This is a genomic window from Flavobacterium sp. HSC-32F16, from assembly GCF_024171645.1.
Classification (GTDB): Bacteria; Bacteroidota; Bacteroidia; order Flavobacteriales; family Flavobacteriaceae; genus Flavobacterium.
The window spans coordinates 56,813-70,002 of sequence record NZ_JALKAC010000009.1; the positions used below are offsets into that span (position 1 = coordinate 56,813).

The following is a 13,190-nucleotide window of genomic DNA, read 5'->3' on the forward strand; positions in this document are numbered from 1 at the left end:
TTATGAATAAAATATCTTACAAAAATAATATTTGGTAATGATTTCAGATATTATGTTACAAGAGGAAAAATAAGCCACAAAAAAACCCGAATAAAAATTCGGGTTCTCTTCGCACAAAAAATTAAGTTTATAGGTTTATCTCAAACGGTCTACAGATTTTACAAGATCTTCATCCTTTTTGATGGCCTTATTAGCTAAAACTAATAATACGATAGCAACAATAGGAAGAAACATCCCAATACCTTTCTCAGAAACGGCGTTAACAGTTTCTCCAGATAAATTTAGAGAACGATATACAAATAATCCTAATAAAATTAAATTTAATATTATATTCAGTCTGCCCATTACAAACTGATTTTGTCTTTTTTTGTATGAAATAATGCTAATGATAGTAAGCATTGTGCTTAAACCTAAAATTATAGTGTAAACCTGATCTTGCATAAAGTAAAATGGCTTACCTGTATTTAGGGTCCAAAGCGGCGTAAAAAACATTAAAACCCCTGTTACTACAAAGGTTAGAATTAGATATACGGTTTGAATTCGTTGTAACATAACTTGAAATTGTTTTACAAAAATATATTTTCTTTTTTTAAAATACTATTGTATGATTAAATTTTATTCGTATTATTGCATCAAAATACCGTAAGCACTTCATACTGCGGTCAATTGAAATAAAATATCTACCTATTCTTTTTACAGTATTTTCCTTTAAAATAATTAAACTCATAGAACATTCATGTTTGATATTTCTGCATTAAAAGAAATGAAGCTTTCTGAGCTTCAAGAAATAGCTAAGTTAGCTAAAACAATAAAGATTAATGGCGTTAAAAAAGATACTCTGATTACTCAGATTTTAGCGCATCAAGAGGCGGATTCAGCACCGCCCGCAGAAGCTGTTGCAGAAAAGGAAGCAAACAATGATAAACCTAAAAGAGCCCGAATTGCTCCTGCAAAAAAAACAGTCAGTAAAAGCGCTCCCGTTCTAGAATTTGATGCTGTAGAGGAAACTGCTAAAGAAGTTGAAGCTCCTGAGGCTGTTGAAGAAAAACAGTCAGTGCAAGCTGAAGAAACATCTGAAAATAAGACAGCACAGGCAAAAGGTCCAAAAGTTGTAAAATTTAGTAAGTCGGCTTATGAAAAAAAGGTCGCACAGCAAAAAGAAAAAGAGGCTACAAAAGAAGTAATTTCTCCAGAAGAAGTTACAGAAAATGCTCCAGCTGAACCAACTGCTGAAAAAACTGAAAATACTGCCCCGGTTAAAAAGATTAATCCTAATCAAAATAAAAACCAAAATCCCAACCAAAATCAAAATCCGAATCAAAATCAAAACCCAAATCAAAATGGGAACGGAAATGGTAATAATGGGAATCAAAACCAGAATCAAAATCAAAATCATAAAAATAAAAAGAACAATAATTTCAGGGATTCAGATTTTGAATTTGACGGAATTATCGAAAGTGAAGGTGTTCTTGAAATGATGCCTGATGGTTACGGATTTTTACGTTCTTCTGATTATAATTATTTAGCATCACCAGACGATATTTATTTATCGACTTCACAAATAAGATTATTTGGTTTAAAAACCGGAGACACTGTAAAAGGCGTTGTTCGTCCTCCAAAAGAAGGCGAGAAATTTTTCCCTCTTGTTCGTGTATTAAAAATTAACGGACACGATCCGCAGGTTGTTCGCGACAGAGTTTCTTTTGAACACCTGACACCTGTTTTTCCTTCTGAAAAATTTAAATTAGCCGAAAAAGGCAGTTCTGTATCAACTCGAATTATTGATTTGTTTTCTCCTATTGGAAAAGGTCAGCGTGGAATGATCGTTGCGCAGCCAAAAACGGGTAAAACAATGCTTTTAAAAGATATTGCAAATGCAATTGCGGCAAATCATCCAGAAGTGTATTTAATCGTTCTTTTAATTGATGAGCGTCCGGAGGAGGTTACAGATATGCAGAGAAGTGTTCGCGGTGAAGTTATTGCGTCAACTTTTGACAGAGAACCGCAAGAACACGTAAAAATCGCTAATATCGTTTTAGAGAAATCAAAACGTTTAGTAGAATGCGGACATGATGTTGTAATTTTATTAGATTCTATTACACGTTTAGCAAGAGCTTACAATACGGTACAGCCGGCATCAGGAAAAGTTTTAAGTGGTGGTGTTGATGCTAATGCATTACAAAAACCAAAACGTTTCTTTGGAGCGGCCAGAAATGTAGAAAATGGTGGTTCATTAAGTATCATCGCAACTGCATTAACAGAAACAGGTTCTAAAATGGACGAGGTAATCTTTGAAGAATTTAAAGGAACCGGTAACATGGAGCTTCAATTAGATCGTAAAATTGCCAACAAACGTATTTTCCCTGCAATCGATCTTACTTCTTCAAGTACGCGTCGTGATGATTTATTACTTGACGAGAAAACGTTACAAAGAATGTGGATCATGCGTAAATATCTATCAGATATGAATCCTGTAGAATCTATGGATTTTGTAAACGAGCGTTTCAAGAAAACAAAAAATAACGAAGAGTTTTTGATCTCGATGAATGACTAAAAGAAGTTGCTAAGGTTCTGAGATTCTAAGTTTTTCTATCACTTTAGTTCACAATATAAAAAAGGGATGAGTTTATAAAACTCATCCCTTTTTGTTTTTTATCTTAGAATCTCAGAAACTCAGCTCCTTAGAATCTTAGCCCCTTATTTCTTATCAACTACCGGTCTGTTTTCTCTATTTGCTAAATCCCAGGCAAGTACAAAAGCAAGTTTTGTTCTTTTGGTTAAAGCGTCGTATTCGATTTTTTCAGGTTCGTCGCCTTTTCCGTGATAATCTTCGTGAACTCCATTAAAGAAGAAAATAGCCGGAATACCATGTTTTGCGAAGTTATAGTGATCAGAACGCTCATAAAAATGATTAGGATCTTTAGGGTCATTAAATTTAAAATCTAAGTCCATTTTGATGTATTTTTCGTTTTGAGCAACAACCGCATTATGCAGGTCAGATGATAATCTGTCAGCACCAATTACATATACATAATTGTTTGTGTTAGCGTGTTCCACATCACGACGGCCAATCATGTCAATATTGATATCAGCAATAGTGTTTGCGATTGGAAAAAGAGGATTTTCTGAGTAAAAACGAGATCCATGCAAACCATGTTCTTCCCCTGTTACGTGCAAAAACAAAATAGAACGTTTTGGCCCGTGTCCTTGTTTTTTAGCTTTAGCAAAAGCTTTAGCCATTTCAATAACCGCTACAGTTCCAGAACCATCATCGTCAGCTCCGTTATACACTTCGCCATCTTTAATTCCTACGTGATCGTAATGTGCTGAAATAACTAAAACTTCATCCGGTTTTTCAGAACCTTCGATGTAAGCCCAGATATTTTCTGAATCTGGTAAATTTTGATTGCGTCTGGCATTTAGGTAAGATGCCGGAATGTGCTGATAAAAATCTGAAGCCCCTTTTGGGAAAGATATACCGCTTTTTTTGTATTGGTCAATCATATAAAGACCTGCTTTTTTCTGTCCCGCAGATCCCGTTTCACGGCCTTCCATTTCATCTGAAGCTACAACATAAAGCATTGTTTTAAGGTCTTTTTCAGAAATAAGCTTGACGTATTTAGAGGGATCTGAATTGTCTTTGGAAGCAGCCGGCTGCGCATTTTTACATGAAAACGCTGTGGTGGCGATTAAAAATAAAATGAGGATTTTTTTCATTTCGTATTAGTGTAAATTGATGAATGTGTATAAAATGTAAATTGTAAGTAAAAATAGAATAAAAAAGAAATTTATAAAGAATAATGCAACGCTTTTAACAAACGATACAATTCTGCTTTCTCCATAAAAGCGATGATGTGCCGGATAAAAATAATACGACATCCATATTGTACCAGCGAAATTGATTATTGTCGAAATATAACTCAGCGGACTGTCTTCTCCAAACAAACCTATAATCCTGTCTATTATAAACATTATGAGGAAAATGAGAAGAAGAAAGGAAAAATAATGAAGCGTAAAGATCCCGTGATCAAAATAATACCATTTTTTCTTATTGTGAAAAAGCCACAAGAAAAAAGCAAAAAACGGCATAATAATAAATAGAATTTTAGGAAGATTGTGAAAAAAAGCTTCTGCGAATTTTACATAAATCTCTTTTTTTGTGTATTTCTCAGTGACGTGACTTGCTTTTTCAGCAAACCAGTAGCTGGTGGTATTAAGTTTCTCTTCTTCTTTTCCATATTTCTGAATAGAATCAATTTTCTTCATGTTCAAAATATGAAAGTATTTTTTGTCTTTCTTTTTGATATTCAGGTCTTTAGTAGCTTTGTCAATTTCCTTATTTAATTCATTTTCACTTTTATTAATGTCACTATCTATTTTACTGGGAAACATAGCAATCAATAAAAAGGTAATAAAACTGATAAAAATATAAAGACGAACCGGAGCAAGATACGACAAACGTTTTCCGGAAAGATATTCTTTAGTAAGTGTAGAAGGCTTAAAAAGCAGATTTTTTATGGTTTTCCAGAAAGCATTTTCATAATGCGTTAAATCTTCAAAAAAATGAACAAATAAATGATGAAAAGTTTTCCGGCTGTCGCTGTTTTCCTGTCCGCAATTGGGACAGAATTTTTGCTCTACAACGTGCTTACAGTTTAAACAAGTTTTGTCTTCTCTAATTTTGTTGTGTGACATTGGTTTTTTGGTTGGTTTTGGTAGTTTTATCAGTTTATTTTTTAAGGACTTCGTTTAAAAAAAGTTGTAAATGTCCAAAAGATCTTTTGGCGGCAATCGGGTTATAAGCAGCGCCTTTAGAATTGTCGTTTCCAGCTTCAGGATTGGTAAATGAATGCACAGAGTTTGCATAATAAATCATCTGCCAGTCGGCTTTAGAATCACGCATTTCCTGCTGAAAAGAAGTAATTTCATCCTTTGACACAAATGGATCATCAGCTCCGTGACAAATTAAAACTTTGGCAGAAATTGGTTCAGTTTTTCTCGCCGCATCTTTACCTAAACCACCGTGAAACGAAGCAATTCCTTTTACATTCAAATTTCCTCGAACAGCTTCTAAAACTCCAGTTCCTCCAAAACAATACCCAATAGCCACAATATTATCTGCATTTGCTCCGGATTTAACTAATTCCTGTAAAGCGGCATTGATTCGTTTTTGATAAGCTTCGTGATTTGCTTTGTAAAAACCAGCTTGTTTACCAGCTTCACCAGTATTTTTTGGATAATTTCCTTCACCATAGATATCAGCGATAAAAACATGATAGCCTAATTTAGATAAATCTTCGGCAATACCTTTTGATGCATTGTCAATTCCAAGCCATGCCGGTAAAAGCAAAATTCCCGGATTGTTATTGCTTTTTTTAGCCGATTTAATAAATAAACCATTCAAATTCTGGCTTCCTTCAGAATATTTTACGGGTTTTAGTTGTGCGTTCATAGTAGTTGAAAACAATATTACAGCAAAAATAAGTGCGATCGAATTTTTCATTTTTTTACAATTTTTAACAAATATCTGAAATAAAATGTTACAAAAAAACCTCGCAAGTTATTTCTTGCGAGGTTTATATTCTTAAAATTGAATGAAATTCAGATTTCTTACAAAGAGACATTTCTCTTAAAAGCGCATCCTAATTCGATCATCGAATCGGTTTTGGCTATTCCCGGAATATTATCGACTTTTTCATATAATATTTTACGCATATGTTCATGGTTTCTTGCTGTAATTTTTAAGTAAAGAGTAAATGAACCCGTTACAAAATAACATTCTGTAATTTCCGGGATTTCTTTTAAGGCTTCAATAACTCTTTCAGAATCTGAATCTTTATTTAATGTAATTCCGGTAAAAGAAGCCCAGTCGTACCCAATTTGTTTTTCATTTAAAATGGGTTTGATTCCCGTAATTATGCCTTGTTCAAACAAACGGTTTATACGCTGATGCACCATTGTATTTGAAATTTTTAAATTAGATGCAATTGTCGAATAAGCAATTCGGCCGTCTTTTTCTAACTCTTTGATGATTTTTACGTCAAATTCATCTAACATATCCATGCCGTTAATTTTAATTTTTGTAAAGATAAAAAAACTCTCATTTGAATTTGAAGCCAAATTTTTTAAAATGACTTTAATTTGGTTTAAAATAAGTTATATTTATTTTTTAAAACTTAAATAAGGTTAAAAATACTTTAATTTTGGTTTAAAATAAATAATTTTTATATTTTTGTTTCAGAAAAAATAAAATTATCATGGCAAATACTCAAGAAATACTTTCGTCAAAATCTGAAGTTTTGATCGAAAAAGAGAATAAATACGGAGCACATAATTATCATCCGCTTCCTGTAGTGTTAGAAAAAGGAGAAGGTGTTTATGTATGGGACGTTGACGGGAAAAAATACTACGATTTCTTATCTGCTTATTCTGCGGTAAATCAAGGACATTGCCATCCAAAAATTGTGAAAGCGATGATAGATCAGGCGCAGACCTTAACGCTTACTTCTCGTGCTTTTTACAATGATAAATTAGGAAACTACGAAGAATACATTACAAAATATTTCGGTTTTGATAAAGTACTGCCAATGAATACTGGTGCAGAAGCTGTTGAAACGGCATTAAAAGTCTGTAGAAAATGGGCTTATGAAGTAAAAGGCATTCCTGAAAACCAGGCACAGGTAATTGTATGCGAGAATAATTTTCACGGAAGAACGACTACAATCATTTCATTTTCTAACGATGAAACAGCCCGTAAAAATTTTGGTCCTTTTACAGACGGATTTATAAAAATAGAATACGATAATCTTGACGCTCTTGAAAAGGCTTTAGAATCATCAAAAAATATTGCAGGATTTTTAGTTGAACCTATTCAGGGTGAAGCAGGAGTATATGTACCGTCTGAAGGATATTTGGCGAAAGCAAAAGCGTTGTGTGAAAAACATAATGTTTTATTTATTGCAGATGAAGTGCAGACGGGAATTGCACGTACAGGAAAATTATTAGCCGTTCACCACGAAAACGTACAGCCTGATATTTTGATTTTAGGAAAAGCAATCTCTGGCGGAGTTTATCCGGTTTCGGCAGTTTTATGTAATAATGAAATCATGAATGTAATCAAGCCGGGACAGCATGGATCTACTTTTGGAGGAAATCCCGTTGCGGCAGCCGTTGCTATTGCAGCTCTGGAATTAGTGAAAGACGAAAAATTAGCCGAAAATGCAGAACGTTTAGGAATTATTTTGAGAGATGGGTTAAACAAGATTGCCGAAAAAAACAGCTTAATTACACTAGTTCGTGGTAAAGGACTTTTGAATGCAATTGTAATTAACAGCGGAGAAGATTCTGATTTGGCTTGGGAAATCTGTCTAAAATTTAGAGACAACGGATTATTGGCAAAACCAACACACGGTAATAAAATTAGATTTGCACCGCCTTTGGTTATGACAGAAGAGCAAATTAATGAATGTCTAGAAATTATTGAGAAATCTTTAAATGAATTTAAAGCTTAAGATCTATACTACTCTTACTATTATAAAGTTTAAAGCTGCGGGATTAATTTTCTGCAGCTTTTTTGTTTTCTTAAAATTGGAATTATATAATGAAGTGTATTAATTATATAAATTTTAAATCAGGAACGTGAGTAGTTTTGAATGTCTTTAAAAAAGACCTGAAAATTTGTTTAACCTAATAAAAAATACTTCAGATGGCTTACGCAAATAATGATTTAACACGTTTTTTAGACGCACAGAACAAACTTTATCTTACGGCTTACTCCGAATTACAAAAAGGAAAAAAAGAAACGCATTGGATGTGGTTTATTTTTCCGCAGATAAAAGGTTTAGGGAAAAGTACGATTGCTAAATATTATGCTCTTGCAGATTTAAAAGAAGCAGAAGATTTTCTAAATCATCCTATTTTAGCCAAACATTTAATTGAAATTTGCCAGGTTTTATTAGAATATAAAACAAAATCTATTGAAGCAATTTTGGGTGAATTAAATGCACGAAAACTTCGTTCATCAATGACGCTTTTTTCTCAGGCAGAAAATGCAGATCCTATATTTCAGGAAATATTAGATGTCTTTTTCTCAGGGTTTTCAGACCCGCTTACTTTATCAAGTATTGCTGAACCAATAGAAATTGCCATGGCTTCTTAATTTTACTATTAAACATACCCAAAACATTTGCAGGACGTTTTATCCTCTTTGTATAAAGCCCCATCAGGCTGATGTATTTTTATTGCTGAAAGATATTCCAATCTGATGGGGTTCTGTTTTTTTAGCAATTCATTCTATAAATATTTTGCTTCTCCAGGATATATATGGAGAATAAATGTTTATCATTTTACATATTTAAATCTCATAAATCAAAAAGCGATTGTCCGAGAACAATCGCTTTGGTTATAATTACTTAAAATATCAAAAAAAGTAATTATTTCGTTGAGAATAAAATCTCCTTATTTTTAGAATCTCACTTTTTTAAGTTCCCAAATGGTTTTAATAAAAGTATCGACATCTTCGGTTGTATTGTAAAATGCCAATGACGGACGAACGGTTGTTTCAACTCCCATTCTTCGCAAAATAGGCTGGGCACAATGATGTCCGGTTCTCACCGCAACGCCTTCTTTATTTAAAGCCTGTCCAACCTGATCATTTGAATAGCCTTGTAAATTAAAAGACAATACGCTGGCTTTATCTTTAGCAGTTCCAATTAATCGTACACCCGGAATTTCTTTTAAAAGTCTCGTAGCATATTCTAATAGATAATGCTCATATTGGCCAATGGCTTCAATTCCAAGTTTTGTAACATAATCGATTGCGGCACCAAGACCAATGGCATCGGCAATATTTCCCGTTCCGGCTTCAAAACGATTTGGCGCTTTGTGGTATTTTATTTCCTCAAAAGTTACGTCCTGAATCATGTTGCCGCCAGATTGATACGGCTGCATTTCGTTCAATAAATCTTCTTTTCCGTATAAAGCACCAATTCCCGTAGGTCCAAATAATTTATGTCCAGAAAAAACCAGCCAATCCGGATTTAAATGCTGTACATCAACCTTCATATGCGAAACCGATTGTGCGCCGTCAATTAAAACTTTTGCTCCCGCAGCGTGTGCCATTTCAACTATTTTCTTTGCAGGAGTTACCGTTCCTAATGCATTCGAAACTTGTGTAAAAGCAACTAAACGCGTTTTAGAATTGAGAAGTTTTGCATATTCATCAAGCAGAATCTGACCGTCATCATCAACAGGAATAACTCTTAATTTCAAGCCTTTTTTATCAGCAAGACGTTTCCACGGAACAATATTTGCATGATGCTCCAGATTACTCACAATAATTTCATCTCCGGAATTTAAATTCTGTTCTCCCCAGGTTGAAGCCACCAGATTTATTCCTTCTGTTGCACCTCTCACAAAAACAATTTCGTTTACAGAACCGGCATTCAAAAAAGCTTTTACTTTTTCTCTTGCTGCTTCATACGCATCAGAGGCGCGTGCAGCAAGTTCATGCGCCGCACGATGAATGTTTGAATTTTCATGTTCGTAGAAATACGCAATTCTATCAATTACAGATTGTGGTTTCTGCGTAGTTGCCGCATTATCAAACCAAACTAATGGTTTTCCGTTTACCGTTTCTCTTAGAATAGGAAAATCTTTTTTAACTAAAGAAGCATCAAAATGGTGTCCTTTAAAAAGAGTAATTTCTTTTTGATCAAAAGAATTTCCAACAATGATATCGGTACTTCTTTTATCAAAAGCAAAAGGATTTTGATCTAAAAAATAGTAAGATGATGTTGTTTCATTTCCATTTAAAGGAAAACCTTCACGTTTCTTAAATAATGTATCAACCGATGCCAAAGCCGCTTGTAATTCGATCTCAAAAGAAGAATTCTCGGTTTGAAAAGGCAGATACTGATTGTTCAAAGAAAACCCTGAAAAAAGACTTTCTTCATTTAACTGAGCGGAATTCCCGTTTTTTAAATTTGCATCATAAAATCCGTTATGCGGATTGTTGATGTTTAAATCATGATTTTCCTCAACTCCTGAAGACGAATTTCTATTTTTCGGATCAAATCCTGCTCCGGCATTTGGATATAAAGCAGAAACTCCCGTATTTCCATAATTTGATACAGAAGGAGAAACTCCAAATCCGCTGAATGCTGGCGGCGATGGCGGAACACTCGACGGACTCACCGCGGGGATGTGACCAAACTGATCAACATTTCCGGTATGCAAAATCGTTTCTGCAATTTTTGCTGCACGAGGATGTTCGGCTTTATCCGGACTTAATGAAATTTCTTTTGGGAATTCATTCGGTAAAGCTTTAAACAACTCGTTTGCTAAATTTTGCAAATCGTCGATGTCAGGTAAACCATTGTTGTTAATATTTGTACTCATGATATTTTTCTATTTCGACATCTTCTAAAACAGCAATAGCATCATCTACCAAAATAGCTAAAGAGCAATACAGCGAAACTAAATAAGAAGCAATGGCTTTTTCATTAATTCCCATAAAACGAACAGATAATCCGGGAGATTGTTCCCCTTGTAATCCCGGCTGGATTAATCCGATAACGCCCTGACGGCTTTCGCCAGTTCTTAACAGAATGATTTTAGATTTTCCTTTGACGATAGGTAATTTGTCAGATGGAATAAGCGGAATTCCTCTCCAGGTTAAAAACTGAGATCCAAATAAAGAAGTTGTTGGAGGCGGAACACCACGACGAGTACATTCACGACCAAAAGCAGCAATTGCCAGCGGATGCAAAAGGAAAAAACCAGGTTCTTTCCAGACTTTTGTTAACAGTTCATCCAAATCGTCTGGAGTTGGTGCACCGGTTCTGGTTTTTATAATTTGAGAAGGCGCAACGTTGCTCAATAATCCGTAATCTTTATTATTGATTAATTCGCTTTCCTGACGTTCTTTAATTGTTTCAATAGCCAGACGAAGCTGTTCTGAAATTTGATTATACGGTTTGCTGTACAAATCAGAAACACGAGTGTGTACATCGACAATTGTTTGAACAGCAGCCAGATTATACTCTCTTGGGTTTTCGATATAATCTACGAAAGTATTTGGTAAAACTCTTTCATCACGTGCTGAACAATCGACTTCGATATGGTTTGCATTTTTTACTTTATTCAAACGAAAGACACCAGATTCAACAGGAACCCAATGTAAAAGATGCGTTAGCCAGCGTGGTGTAATAGTTCCAATTTGAGGAACGGTACGAGTTGCGATTGCTAATTGTCTTGCAGCAACATCGCCTAATGCGGTCTGTTGTTTTTGTAAATCTGCCATAGTTTTAAGGTTTTTTGGTTAATTATTTTATTTTTAATCAATTCTAAGATTTATTTCTTAAAATTACAGGTTTTAGTTTATTGTAATGTTTTGATTTTGTGTTTTTTAGGAGAAAAAATCGAATAATTCTTCTACAGAAAGATAGCGTTCTCCGGTATCATAATTAAAAGTGAGGATTACGGCATCTTCCGGAATATTTTTTATTTTTTTAGAAACTGCCGCTAATGCTGCTCCGGTAGAAATTCCTCCAAAAATACCTTCCTCTTTCGCTAGTTTTTTGGCAAATGAAAAAGCATCATTTTTTTCGATCGTAACAATTTCATCTACATATTCGCGGTTAAATACTTCTGGCACAAAACCGGCACCAATTCCTTGTAATGGGTGAGGAGCAGGAATACCGCCGCTTAAAACCGGCGAAAGGGCGGGTTCGACTGCAATTGTTTTTAGATTTGGAAAATGCTGTTTCAAAATTTTAGAAACTCCGGTAATATGTCCGCCCGTTCCAACTCCGGTAATCAGATAATCAATTCCTTCTGGAAAATCGGCCAGTATTTCCTGAGCTGTTGTTCTTTCGTGAACTTCGACATTTGCCGGATTTGTAAATTGAGAAGGCAAAAAAGCATTCTTAATTGTCGATGCCAGTTCTTTTGCTTTTTCAACCGCTCCCGAAGTGCCTTTTTCCCTTGGAGTCAAAACATATTCAGCGCCATAGGCTTCGATAATTTTTCTGCGTTCCACACTCATCGATTCCGGCATTACAATAATTACTTTGTAGCCTTTTACCGCAGCCACTAAAGAAAGCCCAATTCCAGTGTTTCCAGATGTGGGTTCAATAATAATCGAATCCGGATTTAGAAGCCCTTTTTTCTCTGCATCTTCAATCATAGCCAGAGCAATTCTGTCTTTGATACTCGATCCCGGATTTGCTTTTTCTAATTTAATCCATACTTCATGGGTTTTAAAAAGCTTGTTGAGCTTAATGTGCGGCGTATTGCCAATGGTTTCTAAAATGTTCTGATATTTCATGTGTTTGATATTTTTAAATAGAATATAAAATGGGCTCGGGAAAAGGATTATTATCCTTCACCTTCATCTCATTTTTATGATAAACAACTGAATTTGATGGCACAGAATACGTCAGCCATACATTCCCTCCAATAATAGAATCTCTGCCTACAGTTGTTTGTCCGCCAAGAATTGTACTGTTGGCGTAAATAATTACATTGTCTTCAATTGTAGGATGCCTTTTTATAAAAGCTTCCTCTTTTTTTACGCTTAAAGCACCTAGTGTCACGCCTTGGTAAATTTGAACATTATTGCCAATAATGGTGGTTTCGCCAATAACAATTCCAGTACCGTGATCAATGGCAAAATCATTTCCAATTTTGGCACCGGGATGAATTTCTATGCTGGTTTTAATATGAGCATATTCTGAAATTGTTCGGGCTAATAATTTTAAATCCTGCTTCCAAAGCTGATGAGAAAATCGATAAACGGCAATAGCGAAAAAACCTGGATACGAGTATAATACTTCTTCTAAGGATTTGGCTGCAGGATCTTTTGTTAATATGGTTAAAGAATCATTGAGAGCTTGTTTATGCAGATTCGGAATGGCGTCGAAAAAAACAGTTGTTTGATCTTTATTTTGTTCTGATTTTAATGAAAAATCCAAAACCAAGTCATCAAACTGTTTTCTAAGCTGATTGAATTTGTATTTAACCGTCGCTTCAGATTCGTATGATTTTGATGTATTTGAAAATAAAATAATAAACAGATCATCAATAAACTGATGAATTAATTTCTTCTCAGGAAGTATCAATAATTCCTGATGCTGCTTTGCAATTTCCTGATAAAATGAATTCATAATTGATAATCTTTTGGTTAGAAA

At 34.5% G+C, this 13,190-nt stretch carries 12 protein-coding genes; 3 read left to right on the forward strand and 9 right to left on the reverse strand.

What is annotated here, in order from left to right; translation table 11 throughout:
- Positions 1 to 135: 135 nt before the first annotated feature.
- Complete coding sequence (locus L1276_RS20380) at positions 136 to 552, reverse strand: DUF4293 domain-containing protein (RefSeq protein WP_253791094.1); 417 nt, start codon at positions 550 to 552, stop codon at positions 136 to 138.
- A gap of 184 nt (positions 553 to 736) precedes the next feature.
- Here L1276_RS20380 and rho point away from each other — a divergent pair, with 184 nt between their 5' ends.
- The gene (rho, locus tag L1276_RS20385; protein ID WP_253791096.1) at positions 737 to 2,554 is read left to right on the forward strand and encodes a transcription termination factor Rho; all 1,818 of its coding nucleotides are present in this window, start codon (positions 737 to 739) and stop codon (positions 2,552 to 2,554) included.
- Positions 2,555 to 2,697: 143 nt separating this feature from the next.
- On the opposite strand, the gene L1276_RS20390 is transcribed toward rho, so the two are convergent.
- The 4 genes from L1276_RS20390 to L1276_RS20405 form a co-directional block, all read right to left on the reverse strand.
- Positions 2,698 to 3,717, reverse strand: a complete 1,020-nt coding sequence (locus L1276_RS20390) for a M28 family peptidase (protein WP_253791098.1) — start codon at positions 3,715 to 3,717, stop codon at positions 2,698 to 2,700.
- Between the two features lie 6 nt (positions 3,718 to 3,723).
- A complete protein-coding gene (locus tag L1276_RS20395) occupies positions 3,724 to 4,695 on the reverse strand; it encodes a DUF3667 domain-containing protein (RefSeq protein ID WP_253791100.1) in 972 nt (323 codons plus the stop codon).
- Positions 4,696 to 4,729: 34 nt separating this feature from the next.
- A complete protein-coding gene (locus tag L1276_RS20400) occupies positions 4,730 to 5,503 on the reverse strand; it encodes a dienelactone hydrolase family protein (protein WP_253791102.1) in 774 nt (257 codons plus the stop codon).
- Positions 5,504 to 5,610: 107 nt separating this feature from the next.
- Positions 5,611 to 6,063: an Lrp/AsnC family transcriptional regulator gene (locus tag L1276_RS20405; RefSeq protein ID WP_253791104.1), complete on the reverse strand. Its 453-nt coding sequence runs from the start codon at positions 6,061 to 6,063 to the stop codon at positions 5,611 to 5,613.
- A gap of 194 nt (positions 6,064 to 6,257) precedes the next feature.
- Between L1276_RS20405 and rocD the strand changes: the two genes are divergently transcribed.
- Together rocD and L1276_RS20415 are read left to right on the forward strand one after the other, a co-directional pair.
- Positions 6,258 to 7,511: an ornithine--oxo-acid transaminase gene (rocD, locus tag L1276_RS20410; RefSeq protein ID WP_253791107.1), complete on the forward strand. Its 1,254-nt coding sequence runs from the start codon at positions 6,258 to 6,260 to the stop codon at positions 7,509 to 7,511.
- Positions 7,512 to 7,705: 194 nt separating this feature from the next.
- Positions 7,706 to 8,158, forward strand: a complete 453-nt coding sequence (locus tag L1276_RS20415; protein ID WP_253791110.1) for a DUF1810 domain-containing protein — start codon at positions 7,706 to 7,708, stop codon at positions 8,156 to 8,158.
- Positions 8,159 to 8,463: 305 nt separating this feature from the next.
- Here the strand turns inward: L1276_RS20415 and L1276_RS20420 are convergent, their stop codons facing one another.
- From L1276_RS20420 to epsC, 4 genes are all read right to left on the reverse strand, one after another.
- Positions 8,464 to 10,398 carry a family 2A encapsulin nanocompartment cargo protein cysteine desulfurase gene (locus L1276_RS20420; RefSeq protein ID WP_253791112.1) on the reverse strand — a complete coding sequence of 645 codons (1,935 nt, stop codon included), beginning with the start codon at positions 10,396 to 10,398 and terminating at the stop codon, positions 8,464 to 8,466.
- Positions 10,382 to 11,302 (reverse strand): family 2A encapsulin nanocompartment shell protein, encoded by a 921-nt coding sequence (locus tag L1276_RS20425; protein ID WP_253791114.1) that lies wholly within the window; start codon positions 11,300 to 11,302, stop codon positions 10,382 to 10,384. Before L1276_RS20425 ends, L1276_RS20420 begins: the two co-directional genes overlap by 17 nt.
- Before the next feature lie 105 nt (positions 11,303 to 11,407).
- Positions 11,408 to 12,328 (reverse strand): cysteine synthase A, encoded by a 921-nt coding sequence (gene cysK, locus L1276_RS20430; protein ID WP_253791115.1) that lies wholly within the window; start codon positions 12,326 to 12,328, stop codon positions 11,408 to 11,410.
- A 13-nt stretch (positions 12,329 to 12,341) separates the two neighbouring features.
- Positions 12,342 to 13,166: a serine O-acetyltransferase EpsC gene (gene epsC, locus L1276_RS20435; protein WP_253791117.1), complete on the reverse strand. Its 825-nt coding sequence runs from the start codon at positions 13,164 to 13,166 to the stop codon at positions 12,342 to 12,344.
- Positions 13,167 to 13,190 lie beyond the last annotated feature (24 nt).